Source organism: Gordonia malaquae (assembly GCF_037148075.1).
Classification (GTDB): domain Bacteria; phylum Actinomycetota; class Actinomycetes; order Mycobacteriales; family Mycobacteriaceae; genus Gordonia; species Gordonia malaquae.
On sequence record NZ_JBBCUB010000001.1, the window covers coordinates 1,239,669 to 1,260,036 of the forward strand.

19 protein-coding genes are annotated in these 20,368 nt (G+C 67.0%); 11 read left to right on the top strand and 8 right to left on the bottom strand.

Annotated elements, in window-relative coordinates:
* Positions 1-38 precede the first annotated feature (38 nt).
* Complete coding sequence (locus tag WFK36_RS06260; RefSeq protein WP_336790652.1) at positions 39-1,319, bottom strand: protein kinase domain-containing protein; 1,281 nt, start codon at positions 1,317-1,319, stop codon at positions 39-41.
* Between the two features lie 71 nt (positions 1,320-1,390).
* Between WFK36_RS06260 and WFK36_RS06265 the strand changes: the two genes are divergently transcribed.
* Complete coding sequence (locus WFK36_RS06265) at positions 1,391-1,756, top strand: Rv2175c family DNA-binding protein (RefSeq protein WP_336790653.1); 366 nt, start codon at positions 1,391-1,393, stop codon at positions 1,754-1,756.
* Between the two features lie 18 nt (positions 1,757-1,774).
* Here WFK36_RS06265 and WFK36_RS06270 read toward each other — a convergent pair whose 3' ends face one another.
* Complete coding sequence (locus WFK36_RS06270) at positions 1,775-2,953, bottom strand: thiolase family protein (RefSeq protein ID WP_336790654.1); 1,179 nt, start codon at positions 2,951-2,953, stop codon at positions 1,775-1,777.
* 99 nt (positions 2,954-3,052) lie between these two features.
* Between WFK36_RS06270 and WFK36_RS06275 the strand changes: the two genes are divergently transcribed.
* Positions 3,053-3,526: a winged helix-turn-helix transcriptional regulator gene (locus tag WFK36_RS06275; protein ID WP_336790656.1), complete on the top strand. Its 474-nt coding sequence runs from the start codon at positions 3,053-3,055 to the stop codon at positions 3,524-3,526.
* 21 nt (positions 3,527-3,547) lie between these two features.
* Here WFK36_RS06275 and WFK36_RS06280 read toward each other — a convergent pair whose 3' ends face one another.
* From WFK36_RS06280 to WFK36_RS06295, 4 genes are read right to left on the bottom strand one after another with little or no spacing between them, the layout of a single operon-like run.
* Positions 3,548-4,450, bottom strand: coding sequence for a phytoene/squalene synthase family protein (locus WFK36_RS06280; protein WP_336790658.1), 903 nt, complete (start codon positions 4,448-4,450; stop codon positions 3,548-3,550).
* On the bottom strand, positions 4,447-5,952 hold the full coding sequence (mptB, locus tag WFK36_RS06285; RefSeq protein WP_336790660.1) for a polyprenol phosphomannose-dependent alpha 1,6 mannosyltransferase MptB: 1,506 nt from the start codon (positions 5,950-5,952) through the stop codon (positions 4,447-4,449). The genes WFK36_RS06280 and mptB overlap by 4 nt, the downstream gene beginning before the upstream one ends.
* Positions 5,949-7,469, bottom strand: coding sequence for a phytoene desaturase family protein (crtI, locus tag WFK36_RS06290; protein WP_336790662.1), 1,521 nt, complete (start codon positions 7,467-7,469; stop codon positions 5,949-5,951). The genes mptB and crtI overlap by 4 nt, the downstream gene beginning before the upstream one ends.
* The gene (locus WFK36_RS06295) at positions 7,466-8,596 is read right to left on the bottom strand and encodes a polyprenyl synthetase family protein (RefSeq protein WP_336790664.1); all 1,131 of its coding nucleotides are present in this window, start codon (positions 8,594-8,596) and stop codon (positions 7,466-7,468) included. The genes crtI and WFK36_RS06295 overlap by 4 nt, the downstream gene beginning before the upstream one ends.
* 138 nt (positions 8,597-8,734) lie before the next feature.
* On the opposite strand from WFK36_RS06295, the gene WFK36_RS06300 reads away from it, so the two are divergent.
* On the top strand, positions 8,735-9,709 hold the full coding sequence (locus WFK36_RS06300; protein ID WP_008376767.1) for a methylenetetrahydrofolate reductase: 975 nt from the start codon (positions 8,735-8,737) through the stop codon (positions 9,707-9,709).
* Positions 9,710-9,715: 6 nt separating this feature from the next.
* Here WFK36_RS06300 and WFK36_RS06305 read toward each other — a convergent pair whose 3' ends face one another.
* Both WFK36_RS06305 and WFK36_RS06310 read right to left on the bottom strand, forming a co-directional pair.
* Positions 9,716-10,513 carry an LppM family (lipo)protein gene (locus tag WFK36_RS06305; protein ID WP_008376765.1) on the bottom strand — a complete coding sequence of 266 codons (798 nt, stop codon included), beginning with the start codon at positions 10,511-10,513 and terminating at the stop codon, positions 9,716-9,718.
* Positions 10,510-11,196, bottom strand: a complete 687-nt coding sequence (locus tag WFK36_RS06310) for a GNAT family N-acetyltransferase (RefSeq protein ID WP_336790667.1) — start codon at positions 11,194-11,196, stop codon at positions 10,510-10,512. Before WFK36_RS06310 ends, WFK36_RS06305 begins: the two co-directional genes overlap by 4 nt.
* A gap of 139 nt (positions 11,197-11,335) precedes the next feature.
* On the opposite strand from WFK36_RS06310, the gene WFK36_RS06315 reads away from it, so the two are divergent.
* The 8 genes from WFK36_RS06315 (at position 11,336) to mraY (ending at position 20,367) form a co-directional block, all read left to right on the top strand.
* Positions 11,336-11,851, top strand: a complete 516-nt coding sequence (locus WFK36_RS06315; RefSeq protein ID WP_008376760.1) for an SAV_6107 family HEPN domain-containing protein — start codon at positions 11,336-11,338, stop codon at positions 11,849-11,851.
* 52 nt (positions 11,852-11,903) lie between these two features.
* Positions 11,904-12,311, top strand: coding sequence for a DUF3040 domain-containing protein (locus WFK36_RS06320; RefSeq protein WP_336790670.1), 408 nt, complete (start codon positions 11,904-11,906; stop codon positions 12,309-12,311).
* A gap of 397 nt (positions 12,312-12,708) precedes the next feature.
* The gene (gene mraZ, locus WFK36_RS06325) at positions 12,709-13,146 is read left to right on the top strand and encodes a division/cell wall cluster transcriptional repressor MraZ (protein WP_336790673.1); all 438 of its coding nucleotides are present in this window, start codon (positions 12,709-12,711) and stop codon (positions 13,144-13,146) included.
* Positions 13,147-13,351: 205 nt separating this feature from the next.
* Positions 13,352-14,371 carry a 16S rRNA (cytosine(1402)-N(4))-methyltransferase RsmH gene (gene rsmH, locus WFK36_RS06330; protein WP_336790675.1) on the top strand — a complete coding sequence of 340 codons (1,020 nt, stop codon included), beginning with the start codon at positions 13,352-13,354 and terminating at the stop codon, positions 14,369-14,371.
* Complete coding sequence (gene ftsL / locus WFK36_RS06335) at positions 14,368-15,108, top strand: cell division protein FtsL (RefSeq protein WP_336790677.1); 741 nt, start codon at positions 14,368-14,370, stop codon at positions 15,106-15,108. The genes rsmH and ftsL overlap by 4 nt, the downstream gene beginning before the upstream one ends.
* A 21-nt stretch (positions 15,109-15,129) precedes the next feature.
* Positions 15,130-17,028, top strand: a complete 1,899-nt coding sequence (locus WFK36_RS06340; protein ID WP_336790679.1) for a peptidoglycan D,D-transpeptidase FtsI family protein — start codon at positions 15,130-15,132, stop codon at positions 17,026-17,028.
* A gap of 93 nt (positions 17,029-17,121) precedes the next feature.
* Positions 17,122-19,179 (top strand): UDP-N-acetylmuramoyl-L-alanyl-D-glutamate--2,6-diaminopimelate ligase, encoded by a 2,058-nt coding sequence (locus WFK36_RS06345; RefSeq protein ID WP_336790681.1) that lies wholly within the window; start codon positions 17,122-17,124, stop codon positions 19,177-19,179.
* Between the two features lie 99 nt (positions 19,180-19,278).
* On the top strand, positions 19,279-20,367 hold the full coding sequence (mraY, locus tag WFK36_RS06350) for a phospho-N-acetylmuramoyl-pentapeptide-transferase (protein ID WP_205328696.1): 1,089 nt from the start codon (positions 19,279-19,281) through the stop codon (positions 20,365-20,367).
* The last annotated feature ends 1 nt before the right edge of the window (position 20,368 follow it).

Sequence of the window (20,368 nt, forward strand, 5' to 3'; positions counted from 1 at the left end):
TCGATCGGCCCTGGATTCGTCCGGGTCGGGGCCGGCGGTCAGGCGACGGCGGAACCGAGAGCCCATCCGAGCGTTCCGATTCCGGCGGCGACGGCGGTGACCAGGATGAACCAGACCACGGCAGCCATGCGGCGGGACGGCGGCAGGGCGTCGTCGTCGACATCGGGCCGTCGCGATTGGGCACCACGGTGCTCTCGGCGCGCCGACCGCGCGTCGTCGGGCTCCTCGTCGTGGTCCCAGTCGTCGTCCGCGTAGCGGGCGTCCTGGTAGTCGTCGTCCCAGTGATCGTCGTCCGCATAGTCGTCGTAGTCGGCGTCATCGTCGAATCGATCGGGGTCGGTGGCCTGTCGGGTCCCGGCGACTGCCGGTCGAGCCACCGCAGGCGGGGCGACGGGGCGGGGCACGACGGGGCGGGCGATCGCGTTCGTCACGCGGGCCGACGCCTGGCTCGGCGCGGGGACGGTGAACGGAGGCAGGCCTATCTCGTCGACGGCGTCGAGGATGGCGTGCTGCATCGCAAATCCGTCGGCGAACCGATCATCGGGACGCCGCTCGGTGGCACGGAGCACGATGTCGTCGAACTGCGGGGGGACCCCGGGAATCAGGTCTCCGGGGGCGGGCACGTCGTAGCTCAGTCGCTGGTAGGCGAGCGCGAGCTGGGTGGAGCCGCTGAACGGTTGCCTGCCGGTGAGCAGTTCGAACATCAGGATGCCTGCGGAGTAGACGTCGCTGCGCGCGTCGATATCGGTGGACGACACCTGCTCCGGAGAAAGGTAGGCGGCCGTTCCGAGGATCACGCTCGCCGATGTGACGCCGGCTTCGGCGACGGCGCGAACCAGGCCGAAGTCCGCCACCTTGATGTCTCCGGTGTCGGAGATCAGCACGTTCTCGGGCTTCACGTCGCGGTGGACCAGGCCCGCGCGATGGGCGGTGCCGAGACCGCCGAGCATCGGGATGCCGATCGCTGCGACCGCATGCGGCGGCATGGGGCCACGTTCGCGGAGGAGTTCACGGATGCTGCCGCCCCGGACGAGTTCCATGACCAGGAATGCGATGTCACCGTCGATGCTCTGGTCGTACACGGCGACGAGTCCCGGATGGCTCAATCCTGCGACGGCGCGCGCCTCGAACTCGAAGCGTCGGAGGAACTGGGGATCGCCCACGTACCGCGAATCCATCACTTTGATCGCGACTCGACGGTGCAGCCGGACATCGGTCCCGACGTACACCGACGACATTCCACCGCGCGCGATCGGAGCGTCGATCTGATATCGCCGCTCGAGAACGCGGCCGATCAACGGGTCGGCGGGGGCTGTCATGATGTTCGAATCTACCCGGTACGCCTGGCTTCTCGTGTGAGGTGTCCGACCGGGCGGGTAGTGTTTCGCCCGTGGCATCCCTTCCGCTCTCCGTCAACATCCTGCCCGCCGACGTCGAGACCGTCGACCTCGATGAGGCGGCCCGTCGGCTTCACATCTCCTCCAACCGTGTCCGGACGTTGGTCCGGGACCATAACCTTCTCGCTGCGTCTCGTGACGGCGTGCCGGTGATTCCCGCGGCCTTCTTCGGCCCCGACGGCCTCGCCAAGCACCTCGAGGGCCTGGTCCGCACGCTCCTCGATGGCGGCTACACCCGCGACGAGGCGATGGAATGGCTCTTCACCGAGCAGGACGACCTCGGTCTGCGCCCGGCGGACGCCCTCCACACGCATTCCGCGCGCGAGGTCATCCGTCGAGCGCAAGCCCAGGCCTTCTAGCGCAACACGCCTCAGTCGTCAGATCCGCTCGATGATCGTGGCGTTCGCCAGGCCGCCTGCTTCGCACATCACCTGAAGTCCGAACCGTCCGTCAACCTGCTCGAGATTGTTGAGCAGTGTGGTCGTCAGGCGCGCTCCGGACCCGCCCAACGGGTGCCCGATCGAGATGGCGCCTCCATTGATGTTGACTCGTCCCAGGTCGGCGCCGGTTTCGGCCTGCCATGCCAGGATGACGCTGGCAAACGCCTCGTTGACCTCGAACACATCGATGTCGGCGATGGTCAGACCTGCACGCTCCAGTACCTTTCGGGTGGCCGGGATGATGCCGGTCAACATCAGGATCGGATCATCGCCCGCGACGGCGAACGAGTGAACGCGTGCTCGCGGAGTGAGGCCGAGTTCTCTCGCGGCGAGATCCGATGCGACGAGGACCGCGGCGGATCCGTCGTTGACGGGTGAGCTGTTGCCCGCGGTGATCCGCCAGTCGAGGTCGGGGTAGCGCTCCTCCCACGTGTCGCTCTGGAACGCGGGTCGCAGGCCGGCGAGGGTCTCGACTGTAGACGACGGGCGGATCGTCTCGTCGATCCGAAGATCGGTGACGTAGGTGATCTGAGAGTCGAATGCGCCGTCGGCCCACGCGGCAGCGGCCCGGCGGTGTGACTCCGCGGAGAACTCGTCGAGACGGGTCCGGCTCAGATCCCATTTCTGGGCGATCAACTCGGCGCTCACGCCCTGCGGGATGAGGCCGGGGGTGTAGCGTTCGGCGACGGCAGGACCCGCGAAGTCCGCGCCGAGGAATTGCGAACCGATGGGAATGCGGCTCATCGATTCGACACCCGACGCGATCGCGACGTCGTACGCGCCTGCGATGACACCCTGCGCTGCGAAGTGCAGTGCCTGCTGGCTCGACCCGCATTGCCGGTCGACAGTCACCGCGGGCACCGACTCGGGGAGACCTGCGGCGAGTGCGGCCCACCGAGCGGTGTTGCCCGACTGCTCGCCGACCTGACCGACGGCGCCGGAGATCACATCGTCGATGCTTCCTGGGTCGATGCCGGTCCGCTCGACGAGGGCGGAGAGGGCGCGAGCGTGCAGGTCGACGGGGTGGATCTCGTGATATGCGCCGCTGGGCTTGCCCTTCGCCACGGGTGTGCGAACCGCGTCCACGATCACTGCGTCACGTGCGATACCGGTCATGGGAGTTCTCCTTCACGATCTGACTTCAGTGTTCTGAAGTCAGTGTTGACTGTACGCTGGATTCAACAATGTGAAGTCAGTGGATGTGTGAGGTGTGTCATGCGGTTGGACGGGGTCCTGGCCGATCGGGACGCGTGGGTCACTCACGGGCGGTGCCCGATCGAGAAGGCGATGCGAGTAGTCGGCACCCGCAACGCGATGTTGGTGATGCGGGAGGCGTTCTACGGCACCACGCGATTCGACGACTTCGCCGCGAGGGTCGGCATGTCACCTGCGACGACGTCGGCGAACGTGAAGAGCCTCGTGGAGGCCGGGCTTCTCGACAAGCGCGCGTACCGAGAAGTGGGGGAGCGAACTCGTCACGAGTACGTGCTCACCGAATCCGGACGGGGTCTGATGCCGGTGGTGTTCGGCCTGTTCCAGTGGGGAGAGGTCCACGCCGACGCGCCCACGCCTTTGCGACTGGCGCACATCGACTGCGACGCACCCGTCCGCGTTGAAATGCGATGTGCCGCCGGCCATGAACCCTCCGACGACCAGATCGCGGTGCGGGTGGATCGCCTCGGCGCTTAGGGGGTCGGCACCTGACCTCGATCAGAACCGTGGGGCGCCGAACAACGACTGTGCCGCGTGACGGACGCGGGTGCGCCTAGGTACTGCGGCCCGTGCCGCCATGACATCGTGATCGGCGTCTTCGATCATTCGAAGGATGTCGCTGTACGAGCGTGCGGCGGCAGCGATGGCGGGGCGAGTGGTTGCGGGCAGACGTTCGATCGCCGGCGTGGTCCGTCGGTACTGATCCCGGTTGACCGCGATCACGTGGGCGATCGCACGCCTCAACGCCGGCGACGTCGATCGCCGCCCGAGGTCGTCGTGCAGCAGATCCTCGTCGACGCCGAACGCCGACAGAACGTCCAACGGGAGATACACGCGGTCGCGTCGCAGGTCCTCTGCGACGTCGCGGATGAAGTTCGTGAGTTGGAACGCTTCGCCGAGCAGCGCGGCGCCGTCGCCGAGCGACGGGTCGGCCCCGAGCACCGGGATCATCTGGATGCCGATGACCGCGGCGGAACCGTAGGTGTACTCGGCGAGATCGTCGAACGTCCGGTACCGGTTACGGAACAACGGTGTACCGGGCAGATCCATGCGCATGGAGCGACCGAAGGCGTCGAACGTTGAGATCGGAATTCCGTTGTCTCGGACGGCGGCGGCCAGCGCGGCGAGCATGTCGGCGTCGTCGACGTCCAATCCAGTCGGGGGTGCATCGCCGCGGAGCGCGGCGTGCAGCCCGGCCTCGAGGACGTCGATCCGCGCTGTCGCGACGTCTGGTGCGAGGCCGCTGTCGACGGCGTCGTCGACAGACCTGGCATACGCGTACAGCGCATGCACTGCGCGGCGCCGTGGTGCGGGCAGCAGGAGGGACGCGAGATAATAGGTGCGGCCTGCGCTAGCCGTCACCGACCGTGCGACGGAGTGCCCGCGTGCGACGTCGCTCATCTCCCGAGCAGGAAGGCGCCGCCGCGCCGCAGTCGAAGCGGATCGGCCCGCCGCAGCGCGACCGCGGCCAGCACCGAGAGCGCAAGCGCGAGGAGCGTCTCGACAGGTTTGTAGAAGACGATCGAGTCGTCCGGCTGGAACACGATGAGCAGGAAGGCACTTGCTCCGACGATCGTCTGACGTGCCCACATCGGCAGGGTGAACGCGACCACCAGGACCGTGACCCACGAGTAGTACCAGGGCAGAGTGGAAGGTTCCAGGAGCAGGACCGCGAACATCGCCCAGCACATGCACCTCATCGCCGAGCGTTCGTCGCCGCGTCCACGGAAGAAGAACCAGACCAGCAGGACCGCCAGCACAACCTGGCCGATCAAGCGAGTCACCGGCAGGATCGCCTGCAGATTCCACACGTGGAACGGCGCGAGGACGTAGCTCGCCACATGGCCGACCAGGCTCGGAAGCGTGAACCAGTTGATGATGCGGTCCGCGAACGTCAGCCCGTTCGTCCAGCCTATGCCCAGCCCGAGGATCGCTGTGAACGCACCGAAGACCGCCAGCGGGATCGCTGCCGTCGCGGCGAACACCCCGACGCCGTCCCGCACGGAGACGGCGCGTTCTCTGCGCAGATGATCGATCCAGATCCACACCACGAACGGGACCGCGATGAACGCGGTCACCTTGAGCGATCCGGCGCAGCCGAGTACCAGCAGCCCGAGGATGTGGCGGCCGTCGAGGACGAGTGCGACGCCGGCGGCGAGGACACCCATCAACAGCAGTTCGGCATGCGGACCGCCGACGAGGTGGATCAGCAGCATCGGGTTGAGGACTGCCAGCCACAGCCCTCGGCGACGACTCGCGCCGAAGTGCGCGGCGATCTTCGGGACAGCCCACAGCGCGAGCAGCAGACCTGGCAGCAGAACGATCCGGAAGGCGATGACGCCTGCGAACACGTTCTGGCCGGTCACCTCGACAACACCGCGTGCGAGCAGCATGAACGCCGGACTGTAGGGCGACGTCGTGGGCGCCCAGATCTGAGCCATCGAGTCGACGATGGGGCCTGGGACATGGGCGGGACCGTCCTGATACGGGTCGAACCCGTCGGCGAGGACCATCGCTTGACCGAGGTATGCGTACACGTCACGGCTGTAGACCGGGATCGCGAGCATCAGCGGCGCCGCCCACGCGAGGACCGTTGTGACGGTCGCCCGCAGGCTCATCGCATGGGGGGCCCGCCCGATCCGCACCCACGCCCAGATCATCAGCGTGACGCCGAGCCAGAACACCACACCCGACAGGGTCTTGCCGTGGCCGTACGTCATCGGCGCAAGGCCCAGGTCGGCGAGCGTCGCATCGTTTCGCGGGACGTCGGCCAGGCCGTACGTGCCGATCGTGACGGCGAACGCGCCCGCGAACCCCATGACGGAGTCCGGATACCGGCCGACGAACGCTTTGAGCGAGCCGCCGGACGAGTCGACGCTGTTGTCGGTGGCTGCCGTCGTCATCGGTCGACGCCTGTACTCAGCATGTCGATGACACGCGAAGCCGCGAGTCCGCCCGAGATCAGGACCGGTGGGATGCCGACACCGGGCACCGTGGCACTGCCCGCGAGGACAAGATTGTCGATCGTGGGCCAGACGTTGCGCGTGCGGAACGGCCCGGTCTGGGCGGCCGTGTGAGCGGCCGAGAACGGAGTTCCCGCGGGCAGGCCTGCGCGTTGCCACGTGCGGGGGTGATCGATGCGGAGGATGCGCATCGAGTCGATTCCCGAGTACCCGCGGTGCGCGAGGGTGCTGAGTACTTCGTTGACGTACGGCTCGGCGAGGACGTCCCACGGCAGTTCGGCCGAGTCGAGGTTGGGCGTCGGAGCGAGGACTGACACCGACTCCAGGCCGTCGACGACAAACGTTCCCGGATCGCCGACTGCGCCGCGCGTCACGAGGAACGAACCGTCCGACATCACGCGGCCCTGGCGGCCGGTGATCTCGGCGAACGTCTGTGTCCACGCAGTGCCGAAGTCGAGTGTGTGATGACCCGATCGCCACCGGGCGGTCACATCGACCGGCACCAGGCCGTGGGCCACCACCGCGCTCGGCGAATACGTGAGACGTCGACGTGCGCGACCTTCGCCGGTCAGACGAGCGACGGCGTCACGTTCGACAGTCGAGACGACGGCGTCCGCGGCTATGGGACCGTGGGTCGTGTCGACGGCCACGATCGAGCCCGCAGAGTCCCTGGTGAACCCGGTCGCGGTGGTCCCGTAGGAGATGCGGACGCCCGCATCGACAAGCGCGGACGCGAGGACTTCGCCGACCCGACCCATGCCTCCAGGCGCCGCCCAGACTCCCCGCCCGATGTCCATGTCGGGGATGATCGCGTAGATCGCCCGGGCACGGTGCGGCGGGACACCCGCGTACAGCGCCTGGAAGGTGAATGCGCGCTGCAGACGTTCGTCCGACACGAATCGTGCGATCGCGCCGGTCAAGCCGCCGAGGGTGCGGAGCCGGACGAGCTCGGCGGCGGCCTTGCGAGTCCGTCCATCGGCCAGGTCGCTGAATCCGTCGAAGTTCCGGTCGATGAAGACCTCGAACTCCGCGTCGTACACTCTCCGGAGCCAGGTCAGCAGGTCGGCCACGTCAGATCCGGACTTCGGACCGAACGCGTCGGCCACGGCGGCCGGAATCGCTGCCGCATCGTGCGGGATGGTCAACGAAGTTCCATCGGCGTAGTTCATCACGTAGCCCGGATCGACCGGAGTCAGCGACAGCCGTTCGCGGGCCTGATCTTCGGTCACTCCGACGGCATCGAGCACGTCGACGAGCAGTCCCGGCATGGTCAGGACAGTCGCGCCGGTGTCGAATCGGTGCCCGCCGATCGTTTCGGTGCGGACGAGACCGCCTGCCGCAGATGCTGTTTCGATGATGGTCACGTCGACGCCGGACTGGCGGAGTCGAGCCGCGGCCGACAGTCCGGACAGGCCTGCGCCGATCACGACGACATGGGGAGTCGACACCGCAGTCACTTGTTCCGGCTGGTGATGCGGTGCGCCATCGACGTCAGGTCGGCGCGAGCCGCAGCAGGGCAGTCGAGGGCGTCGATCCGGGCGAGGCCGACGTCACGGCGATCGGCGATCTGTCGTTCGATCTCGGCCACGGCACCGGATCGGATGAGGACGTCGCGGGCGGCGGCCAGTTCGGCATCGCTGATCGGGCGGCCGACGCTGCTGCGGAGCAGACGGGCGTCGGCATCGGAAGCGGCGTCGAGCGCGACGGCGAGCAGGGCTGTGCGTTTGCCCGCGATGAGGTCGTCGCCCGAGGGCTTGCCGGTCTCGGCGGGGTCGCCGAACACTCCGAGCAGATCGTCGCGCAGTTGGAACGCGATACCGAGGTCGATGCCGATGCCGTGGAGTTCGGCACACAGTTCGGGGGACGCTCCACCGAGTGTCGCCCCGAGCTCCAATGGTCGAGCGACAGTGTAGGCGGCGGTCTTGTACGCCATCACGCGTTCTGCCGCGGTCAGCGACTCGTCACCGGACACCTCGTTGGTGATGTCGAGGAACTGGCCCGCGAGCACCTCGGTCCGCATCCTGGACCACACCGCGGACGCCGCGAACGGGATCGGGCGGTGCGGGGGATCGGCGACGGCATCAGGCGTCGGCATCGCGCCGTGGAAAAGGTCGTCGGCCCAGGCAAGCGCCATGTCGCCGATCAGGATCGCAGCAGAGTCGCCGTAGTGTCCGGAGTCCGAAGCCCATCCGCGGTCGGCGTGGACGGCTTCGAAGCGGCGATGCACCGTCGGATTCTGCCTGCGCGTGTCCGAGCGGTCGAGGATGTCGTCGTGGACGAGAGCACACGCTTGGATAAGCTCGATCGCCGCACAGACCCGCAGCGTCTCGCGCAGCTCGTCCGGAGTTTCAATCAAGGTGATTTTATCTCCGTTGGCGAGTGGTGGACCCGCCGCGGCGCACTGCCGTCCAGCGAAGACGAACAGCGGTCGGACTCGCTTTCCGCCCGTCATCACGAAGTCGCGCAGCGCATCGCCCCCCTCGCCGACAGTGGGATAGATCGCCTCGAGGATCGGTGCCGTGGCCTGGAAGAACCCGTCGAGCACGTCGTCCACTGCAGCAGGCAGCTCCGTCAGATTCACCACGCCAGCAACCCTACCGGTGGACGTCGCAGTGACGGCACTCACGCCGACGCGTCGACCCGTAGGTCACTGCCTGGATCGGAGCAGGGGTCGGGTCGGAGTCGAATCCGAAGGATCGGACCGCGACCGTATGATCGGCTCGTGAGTGAACGCAATGAGTCGACAGCCGTCGCAGCCCGCGGGCAGTCCGTCGTCGAACGGATCGCAGCCCCACACAGCGGGCCCGTGCCGTTCTCAGTCGAGTTCTTCCCGCCGCGCGACGAGGCGGCTGAAGCTCGACTGTGGCGTGCCGTGCGGGTGTTCGAACGAATGAACCCGGCCTTCGTCTCGATGACCTACGGTGCAGGCGGGACGACCCGCGATCGCACCGTGCGCATCGCGGGCGAACTCGCCACCGAGACCACACTGCTGACGATCGCGCACCTGACCGCGGTGAACCACAGCATCGACGAACTGCGCGCGCTTGTCGGCGCGTACGCCGACAAGGGGATCGTCAATCTTCTCGCACTGCGGGGCGACCCCCCGGGCGATCCGCTCGGCACCTGGACCAAGCATCCCCAGGGTGTCGAGTACGCATCGGAACTCGTGGAGCTCATCGACTCGCTCGGCGACTTCCACACCGGAGTCGCATCGTTCCCCGAAGGGCACCATCGCTCGCCGGATCTGGCGTCGGACACCGAGAACCTCGTCCGTAAGCTGCGTGCGGGCGCCGAGTACTCCGTGACGCAGGTGTTCTTCGACGTCGACGACTACTTCCGTCTCCGCGATCGGGTCGTGGCCGCAGACCCGGAACAGGGCGCGAAGCCGCTCATCCCGGGCCTGATGCCGATCACGTCGCTTGCGACGGCTCGACGCATGACCGAACTGTCGGGCAGCACGATCCCGGCCGACGTCGAGAAGCGGCTCGTAGAAGCAGCGGGTGACGGTCCCGAGGAGGACAAGGCCGCCATCCGTCAGGTCGGGATCGACCTGTGCACCGAGATGGCGCAGCGGCTGATCGACGAGGGTGCACCGTGCCTGCACTTCTGCAGCCTCAACTTCACGAAGGCGACGAGCGAAGTGCTCGAACGCATCGGCATCGACACCCGTGGTGCTCTGGAGCGCGCCTCGGTCTGAGGTGGGTCAGTCGGAGGACGTGACCTTGTCGGCCACCTTCTGCAGCGGCTTCGGGAGAGGCTTGGACTTCTGCGAACGGCCGGGTCGCGGACTGTTGTCGCGGTTTTTGTAGGCGGCGAGGCCGATGAAGACGACAAGGGCGCCGCACAGGATGAGCATGAACCACGTCCAACTCGGCACCGCCGCGGTCGCCGGGTCGGCGTACTCGGAATCGGCGTTGAACTCAGTCGTCTGACCGGGCTGCGGGATCCAGGTGACTGTCGAGTCGCCCGACTGCTGACCGTTCGTCGCCGCGACCGGCCCCGCGAAGTCGACCGTGATCGACACGAACGTCGTCGCCGGGTCGAGATCGAGGAGCGACGCCGATCCGCGGAGGCGAACGAACTCGCCGCTGCGTGTCGCCTTCAAATCGACGGTTGCGGTCGGATCCGGGAGCGCACCGGCGATGATGTCGCCCAACTGGCTGAACTGCCCTGTCGAAAGGTGATCGAACGACAGTTGCGCGCCCTTCTTCCCCTCGGCGGTGGGTACGACGGTGTCGGCGGAGTCCGGGGTCTTGCTCGCAGTGGGCGCGGTCGCGGCGTCGTTCGACGGGAAGTCGGTGGACCACACCTGGCTGCCGAGTGACGCGGGAATGTCGAACGCCGGAGTCGTAGGGCCTGCGTCAGGGCTGCTGACGACGAGGATTCGACCAGAGAACTGGTCGCCGACCGTCGTCGACTTGGTGAGGCAGCCGGACAGCAGCGGCGCCACTGCGAGGAGCGCGACGACGGCGAGAATCGGGGCTCTGCGGAGTGACTTCACGGTGTCATCGTGCCAGAGCGCTGCAACGAATGGTCCTCGCGACACGGGAGTGCGCGCCCGAGGAATGCGAAGGGCCGGGAATCGCCGACGAACGTGAAGCCTCGCAGGACATCGGCGAACCCGAGCCGCCGATACAACGACCAGGCGCGGTTCGCCTCGCCTGCGACCTCCGGTGTGGACAGGAGGACCCTCGATTCGGGCCGGTCTGCGAGCAGTGCCAGCAGCAGACGTTCGCCGAGCCGCGCACCCTGCGCAATCGGGTGGACGTGGAGTTCGGTGAGCTCGAAGTAGTCCGAGGTGATCCGCTCTATCTCGGCGGGCGGACGACCCGTGCGCCGCAGTCCCGATCGCAGCTGCTGATTCCACCATTGATCACGGGCGCCGTGATACCCGTACGCGACTCCGACCAGCACCTCACGATCCACGCCGGTCATACCGTCGACGCGCAATCGACTGATCGACGGGCGCAGTGCATCGATGCTCGACACCTGCATCAACGCGCCGACCGCGTACCAGCCGGGTCGAGTCATGTGGTCCCGCCACAGGGGAGCGCGGTGGGCCTCGGTTCCGCGCGGATAGTTCATCGCCGTCACATACGTGTGCACCGCGGGGTCGATCCATTCGTTCGCGTCCTGTGGGTGCAGCGCCACCAGGCGGTACGGGGACAGCGAACGGCTGGTCATCCTTCAGTCCTATCTGGTGCGGCGAAAGCTGTGGAGAGATTAGCGCGACCAGAAATGTCAGACCCTCATGGGACTGTTGCACCAGATCACCGGTGAGGCGCCGGAACGGGCAGGACCTGACGAGAGGACGTGACACGAGATGGCACGGTCGCAAGCGAGTGCACGATCGTCCGAGTCGACGCGAGGTGTCGTCGACGAGCGGGTCGTGCTGCGCAGCCGGGAACTCCTCGAGCGGGCTGAGGCCCTCTTCGAGGACGCCTCGGCCGTCGAGGACGACGGAGCCGAGCGGTTTCGTCTCTTCTACCTGGCTGCGATCCGTGCATCTGCTGCGGTGCTTGCAGTTCACGAGCCGCCGGGTCCGGTGCGCCGACGCCGGGATGCCCGTGACGCATGGAGTCGAATCAAGGCGGTGGCCCCCGAGGCGCACGACCTCGCCGAATACTTCGGTGGACTGTCGGTGATGCGTGGCCACGTCGAGGCCGGGCTGGTCAAGACTGTCGACTCAACGCTGTGTGCGCGTGTGGAACGCAGGGCGATGGAGTTCTTGGACGTGGCAGATGCCACACTATTGATGTACGAACAGGGAAAGATGCCCGATCGCCGTCGTTCGACCGGACGGAGTGGTGGTCGTCAAGCGGATCTGCTCGTATCATGAAGTTGTACTGGGCATTGACCGATGACGCCTAGCTGACCAGCGAGGAGGGATAGTGCCGCTTTCTGAGCACGAGCAACGCATGCTCGACGAAATCGAAAGCGCGCTGTACGCCGAGGATCCGAAGTTCGCCTCGAGCGTGACAAAACAGCGCGTCGGCCGTCCGACGGCACGACGACGCCTTGTCGCCGTGCTCGGGTTCCTTGTCGGTCTGGCGCTTCTTGTCGGCGGCCTCATGGTCGACGTCGAAGTGGGCGGTCTCCGCATTCTGAGCTTCATCGGTTTCCTCGTGATGTTCGCAGCCGCGGCGTTCGGGATGTTCGGGCCGCGAGGTCCACATCTGACGGACGTATCGTCGACATCGAATGGCGGATCGTCCTCGCGGGCCAAGCCGAGCAAGCCGTCACTGAGCGAACGCATGGAAGAACGCTTCCAGCGCCGGTTCGATCAGGACGATCACTAACAGTCCACTAGTTCTGTAAAAGCGGGGCCTCCCCTTCTCTCACCGAGGAGAAGGGGAGGCCCCGCTTTTTGGTGTGTCGGCGGGCTTGTGCCCCCGAGTCCCCACAACGCCCCACCCCGGTTCCCCACTTTCACCCACTCAATGGGCACACCATCTCTCTTCAGCCTCTTTAGTGCTGTTTTGCCCCAAGGGTGTAGGCCGACACGCGCGTTGTGTGCTGGCTGTTTCCTGAGAATCTCCGAAGTCATCATGGTGTTGACCTGCGCAGATAGAAGTGGGTGGGGAAGGGGTGGGGCTCGCGGGGTGGAAAGTGGTGGAAAGTGGGGTACTGTGGGCATCACTGGATGAGGGGGACACCGGAACCGCCGAAACCAGAACGGGTGAGGAGGTTGCCGACATGGCTCGCTTTCTCGGTACCTACACACCCAAGCTCGACGACAAGGGGCGGTTGACCTTGCCGGCCAAGTTTCGGGACGCGTTGGCAGGAGGGGTCATGGTGACTAGAAGCCAAGACCGCAGCCTGTCGGTGTACCGCGCGGAGGAGTTCGACGCCATCGCCGACAAAGCGGTGACGGCATCGCGCAACGATCCCGAGGCACGTGCGTTCCTGCGGTACTTCTTCGCAGGCGCCGACGAGCAGCGACTGGACGGACAGGGGCGGGTGAGCCTCTCGGGTGAGCATCGCGAATACGCGGAACTCACCAAGGAGTGCGTGGTGATCGGTTCGTACGACCACCTCGAGATCTGGGACGCGCAGAAGTGGCGCGAGTACCAGGCAGAGCACGAAGAAGCGTTCTCGAACGCCGGATCGACCGCACTGGACTCGATCCTCTAGCGACTTTTTGACGAACTGAAAACGACGGACGACGACACCTGCGGTGAGACGAGGCCTCGGCCCGATCGACCCTGACGTACTTCCCCAACGCCAGGTGCGCTCGGGCGGGGACCCCGCCTCACCGCAGTGTTGTTCTCCGGCGTGTCTCGGTTCGTCCAGCTCATCACGACGCGTCTGCCACCCGGCCGTGGCGTCGTCGTCAGACATGCGACACCGGGGAGGAGGCGCAGTGAACGAACGTCAGCACGGTGAACACGGTCACGTGCCGGTGATGGCCGAGCGGATGCTCGATCTCCTGGCACCAGCACTGACCCGGACCGACTCCGACGGCACAGGCGCGGTCCTCGTCGACGGAACCCTCGGAGCGGGCGGTCACACCGAGTACTTCCTCACCCGGTTGCCAGGGCTCGTCGTGCACGCCATCGATCGCGACACATCGGCCATCGGCATCGCGAGTGAACGACTCGCCGGGTTCGGCGACCGTGTGTTCTTCCACCACGCTCGCTACGACGAGATCGACGATGTCGTGGCGCGAGCCGGATTGTCGACCGTGGACGGTGTCCTGCTAGACCTCGGTGTCTCGTCGATGCAGCTCGACCGCACTGATCGCGGCTTCGCGTACTCGGTCGACGCGCCGCTCGACATGCGGATGAACTCGGACGACGACCTGACCGCCGCGGACATCCTCAACACCTATGAGCACGGCGCGTTGGCGCGAGTGCTCAGTGAGTACGGCGAGGAGCGCTTTGCGGGGAAGATCGCGTCGGCGGTCCTCCGTGAGCGTGCGATCGAGCCGTTCACCACGAGCGGCAGACTTGTCGAGCTGCTCTACGCGACCATCCCGGCCGCGACGCGCAGGACCGGCGGGCATCCCGCCAAGCGGACGTTCCAGGCCTTGCGCATCGAGGTGAACCACGAACTCGACTCGCTCCGGGGCGTGATCCCTGCGTCGTTGGACGTACTCGCGGTCGGCGGACGTCTCGCGGTGATGAGCTACCAGTCCCTCGAGGACCGGATCGTCAAACGAGACTTCGCCCAAGCCGTCCGCAACACCACACCCGCCGGGCTTCCGGTGGATCTTCCGGGCACGGCCGCCCGGTTCGCACTCGTCACACGGGGAGCGGAACAGGCCGACGCGGCTGAGCGCGAAGCGAACCCGCGGTCTGCGCCGGTACGCATCCGCGCGATCGAACGCGTGGCAGAAGACGAAGGGGGCACACGGTGAGCACACTGCTCGACGACCGTAAGACTGGTCCCGAGCGTTCGGCGGGGGCCGGCGCTCGGACCGAGAAGGCACGAGGCGAACGCCGTCCACGGAGGACCCGCGGCACCGCGACGGTCGAGCGAGCGAATCGGTCGAAGGCCGCGCAACGCGCGTTGGACCGGCGCGAGCGTCGCATCGGGCCGGTCGGGCCGAGCGGTGGGATCACCAGTCGCCGAATCGCCGGCGTCCCGCTGGTGTTCCCGGTTCTGCTCCTGATCGTCGGGGCGCTCGGCCTCACCCTGTACCTGACGACGAAGTCGGCCCAGGACTCGTATGCGCTTGACGCGCTGCGCAGTGAGAACCAGTCGCTGTCCGACCGCCGCGACGATCTGCAGCGCACGTTCGACAAGGCCGACGCTGCACCTGAACTCGCAGCGAAGGCAGCCGAGCAGGGCATGGTGCCGGCTGACGGGGCTGTGCAGGTGACCGTCGGCGAAAGCGGATCGAAGAAGGTCCGCGGTACGGCGACTCCGGCAGACGGCAAACCGCTGCCGGCTCTGAACCCGGAGCCCAACCCGGTCGCAAAGATCGATGCGGACAAGGTCGACGACTCGCAGGGACTCGGCACGACGGGCACCACGTCGACCGAACCCACGTCCACCGACCGTGCGACGGCCCCGACATCGTCGACGCCCGCGCCGAATGTGGTTCCCCGGTCTGCCGCCACGCCGAGGCCGAATACCGCACGTGCACGCTGACCGGGTGGAGAATCGACAATCATGACCCGATCCAGTTCCCGCTCCGTGCGCCCGCCGGCGTCCAGGCCGGGCGCACGATCGAGTGCGGGCAGTCGGCCGCCGACCCCGCCGCCGGTGGACGACTCCCGGATCGACGAACTCGACTCGGCTCCGTCGCCTCGATTCATCGGCAGGCAGCGCATCGTCGGAGTTCTCGTGGCCGCCGCTCTGGTGCTCGTCACAGGCCGAATGGTGTACGTCAACGTGATCGCAGCGGACGACATCTCGGCGCTCGCCGCCCAGCAACGGTCTGTGACGATGCAGTTGCCCGCGACTCGCGGGTCCATCGTCGACCGCAACGGGCGACTCCTGGCGCACACCGACGACGCGCGGGCCCTGACCTTCCAGCCGAAGGCCGTCCGCGCGTCGATCGACACCGAGCACAAGAAGAACAACGCCGTGCCCGACGTCCCGACGCGACTCAAGGAGATCTCCGCGGGCGTGTCCGAGATGCTCGGCGGCAGCATCAGCCAGGAGGACCTGCTCACGCGGTTGACGTCCGACAAGGACTTCGTCTACCTCGCGCGCGCCATCACCCCCGAACTCGCGAAGTCCATCCAGGACAAGTTTCCGGAGGTCGGAGCCGAGAAGCAGAGCATCCGGGTGTACCCGGGCGGATCCCTTGCAGCCAACGTCGTCGGCGACGTGAACTACGACGGCAACGGGCTGATCGGTCTCGAATCGTCGCTCGAGCCCGTGTTGGCAGGTACCAACGGCACCGAGACGTTCGACCAGGGCCGTGACGGTGTGATGATTCCGGGCAGCAAACGGAACGTCCATCCCGCGAAGGACGGCGAGACCGTCCACTTGACTCTCGACTCCGACGTCCAGTGGTTTGTGCAGAGCCAGGTCAACATGGCGAAGAAGGCGTCCGGCGCGAACAACGTGTCGGTGGTCGTCATGGACAGTCGGACCGGGGAAGTCCTCGCGATGGCCAACGACGGCACCTTCGACGCGTCGAAGCCTCTCGACGAGCAGAAGGGCGCCGACCTGGGCAACCGGTCGGTGACGTCGCCGTTCGAGCCCGGATCGGTCAATAAGATCGTGACCGCCGCCGCGGCCCTCGAATACGGCGTGACCAATCCCGACGAGGTGCTGCAGGTTCCCGGATCGATCAAGATGTCGGGCATCACGGTGAACGACGCCTGGGCCCACGGCACGGCTCCGTACACGACGACCGGAGTGTTCGGCAAGTCGTCGAACGTCGGCACCCTCATGCTCGCGCAGCGGGTCGGGGAGCGGCGTTTCGCCGACATGCTGCAGCGCTTCGGGCTGGGCGCGATGACGGGAGTCGGCCTGCCGGGCGAGAGCCCCGGCGACGTTCCGGCGCTCAGTCAATGGTCCGGTGGCTCGTTCGCGAACCTCCCGATCGGCCAGGGTCTGTCGATGACCCTGCTGCAGATGACCTCGATGTATCAGGCGATCGCCAACGGCGGTGTCCGGATTCCGCCGCGCATCATCACCGGCGGTGAGAAGCCCGACTCGGTGCGGGTGGTCTCTCCCAAGACGGCCGACACGGTCCGCGACATGTTCCGCGCCGTGATGCAGAACGACGACGACGGCAATCAGCAGGGGACCGGCGCGAAAGGCGCCATCGCCGGCTACCAGACGTCGGGCAAGACCGGAACCGCTCAGCAGGTGGACCCGGCCTGCAATTGCTACTCGAAGTCCAGCTACAACATCACCTTCGCCGGGATCGCTCCGGCGGACGACCCGCGGTACGTCGTCGGCATCATGATGGACAACCCGGTTCGCAGCTCGGACGGCTCGGGCGGTCAGTCGGCGGCACCGCTGTTCGCCACGATCGGCGCGTGGCTGCTGCAGCACGAGCGCGTGCCGTACTCGGCCCAGCCCGCACCGCGTCTGCGCCTGCAGGCCTGACCGGTTCTGTCGGACGGCCACGGTAGATTCATCTGTCGAGAACGCGCACGATCGATCTGTCGTGCGCGGAGCACCACAGGAAGAGGTCTTCGAGTGAGCACAGGAGCGGACGCCCCGCACAACGGGTTCCGACCGGCCACCGAGCCGGTGCTGTTGTCGCAGCTCGGAGCGCTGTCCGGTGCATCGCTCGACGGCCCGGACATTCAGGTCTCCGGGATCACGCTGCGCGCGCAGGCCGCCGGTGCGGGAGACGTGTTCGCCGCGATGGCGGGGACCAGGACGCACGGCGCGACCTACGTGAGTCAGGCGGAGGCGGCGGGGGCCGTAGCGGTGTTCACCGACCCGGCAGGCCTCGAGACGGTCCGCGGAGTCGGTTCGACGCTTCCGGTGCTCGTCCACCCTGAGCCGCGCAGTGTGCTTGGTGCAGTGTCGGCGCGCGTGTACGGGGACCCGTCGTCGAAACTGACTCTCATCGGCATCACCGGGACGTCCGGCAAGACCACAACGTCGTACCTGGCGGAGTCGGCGCTGCGGGCGGCGGGCAAGAGCGTCGGACTCGTCGGGACGACGGGATCGAGGATCGACGGTGAGCCGATCCCGAGCGACCTCACCACGCCCGAAGCGCCCGACCTCCAGCGGCTGCTCGCGGTGATGCTCGAACGCGGCGCGGACGCCGTCGTGATGGAGGTGTCGAGTCACGCGCTGTCGCTCGGTCGCGTCGACGGCTGCCGATTCGCGGTCGGAGTGTTCACCAACCTGTCGCAGGATCACCTCGACTACCACAAGACGATGGACGAGTACTTTGATGCGAAGGCACGGCTGTTCGCATCAGACTCGCCCAATCGCGCGGCGCGCACAGTGATCTGCGTCGACGACGAGTGGGGTGCGCGGATGGCCCGGATAGCGTCCGACGGCGGTCACCCGACAGTCACCGTGTCGACCGGGGAGACGCCCGGCGACTGGCATGTCTCGGCAGTGATCAGCGACCTGCAGGGGAGCCAGCGGGTGTCCGCTGTGGGCCCGGACGGCGCGGCCCACGACATCCTCGTCCCGCTTCCCGGCGCCTACAACGTCGCGAACGCCCTCGTCGCGCTCGCCGCCGTCGACGCAGCCGGTGTCGACGTGGACGTCGCGATCGAGGGGCTCGCCCACGTGGCCGTGCCCGGACGTGTCGAGAAGGTCGATCGCGGGCAGGACTTCCTCGCAGTCGTCGACTACGCGCACAAGCCGGCTGCCGTCGAAGCGGTGCTCGCGACCCTCGCCGCGGACACAGACGGGCGTATCGCCGTCGTCTTGGGTGCGGGTGGGGACCGCGACACCGAGAAGCGTCCCCTGATGGGTGCGGCCGCCGTGCGAGCGGCCGATCTGGTGATCGTCACTGATGACAATCCGCGGTCGGAGAATCCGTCGACGATCCGCGCGGCAGTCGTCGCTGGGGTGGAAGGAGTGCCTGCTGCCCAGCGCAGGGCGTCGGACGTTCGGGAGATCGGTGATCGACGTGCCGCGATCACCGCCGCCGTCGAGTGGGCACGGTCCGGCGACGTCGTCCTCGTCGCGGGCAAAGGACACGAGACCGGGCAGGAGATCAACGGGGTGAAGCATCCCTTCGACGACCGCACCGTGCTCGGCGAAGCGCTCGAATCGATCTCCGGCGACGCCTTGCTGCGCGTTATGGTCGCCGAGTCCGGAGCCGATGTGCCCGCGGCCAAGCGGTTGCTTCGCGCGATGGTGGCGGTCGCCGCGGACTCGGGCGCCGGCAGCGCTCACCGCTCCGGTGACTCGGCTCGAACGTGGGCGGTGTTCGGCGAGCTCGCCGACGCCGACGGAGCCGATGACAACAGTCGGGCGGTGGACCACGACGGGTTGGGTCGACAGGCAGTCCGCGTCGCAGTGGACAAAATCATCGCGGTCGGCGAGTCACGTGTGGTCCGGGCCCTGCATCAGGGGGCGGTCATGGAGGGGTCGTGGGGCGACGAGGCCGCATTCGTCGGGACACCGGCGGAGGCCGTCGACCACATGCGCACCGCGCCGGGCTACCGGCCGGGACCGGGCGACGTGGTGGTGGTCGCCGGACCGGACGACCTCGCACCCGCACTGATCGATTTCTGGCAGAACGAGCTCCACCTGCAGGTTCGTCGCGTCCAAGTGTGACGTCCGACGCGCGACCGCCTACCGGGTGCCCTCATTCAGGGCCTTCACAGGCTAGATTCAGTAGTCAAAGTTCTCTCGACGAGTGAGGATTCATCAGCTGTGACCCAGATTCTGATCGCCGGAGCGATCTCGCTGGCGGTGTCGATTCTGTTGACCCCCGTGCTGATCAAGGTGTTCTCCCGCCAGGGATTCGGCCAGGAGATTCGCGACGAGGGGCCCGAGAGCCACAAGGCCAAGCGCGGCACCCCGTCCATGGGTGGCGTCGCCATCATCACCGCGCTGTGGGCCGGTTACCTCGGCGCCCACCTCGTCGGCCTGATCGGCAACGGGCAGGGGCCGAGCGCTTCTGGACTGCTGGTGCTCGGGCTCGCGACCGCACTGGGTCTTGTCGGCTTCCTCGACGACTTCATCAAGATCCGCAAGCAGCGAAATCTCGGTCTGAACAAGACTGCGAAGTCGGTCGGCCAGTTCCTCGCCGCAATCATCTTCGGCATCCTCCTGCTGCAGTTCCGCAACGGCGCCGAATTGACGCCCGCGAGCGAGCACCTCTCGTACGCGCGCGACATCAACGTCATCTCGTTGACGGCGGTCGGCTTCGTGTTCTTCTGCTGGCTGGTGGTGGCGGCGTGGTCGAACGCGGTCAACTTCACTGACGGCCTCGACGGCCTCGCCGCGGGATCGGCCGCGATGGTGATGGGCTCGTATGTCCTCATCACGTTCTGGCAGTTCCGCCAGTCGTGCGAGCTGCTCGGCGTGTCCGACGACAAGGCGGGCTGCTACCAGGTCCGTGACCCCCTTGATCTCGCGGTCGTCGCGGTCGCGGCAGGCGGCGCGTGCCTCGGTTTCCTCTGGTGGAACGCCGCTCCCGCGAAGATCTTCATGGGTGACACGGGCTCCTTGGCACTCGGCGGTCTGATCGCGGGACTGTCGATCACCACGAAGACAGAGCTTCTCGCCGTTGTCCTGGGCGCACTGTTCGTCGCCGAGATCATCTCGGTGGTCGTACAGATCGCGTTCTTCCAGACGACCGGCAAGCGCGTGTTCCGCATGGCACCGTTCCACCATCACTTCGAGTTGGGCGGTTGGGCCGAGACGACGGTCATCATCAGGTTCTGGCTCCTCACCGCCATCGCCTGTGCGCTCGGCTTGACGTTGTTCTACGGCGAGTTCCTCTCGCTGCAGAGCTGAC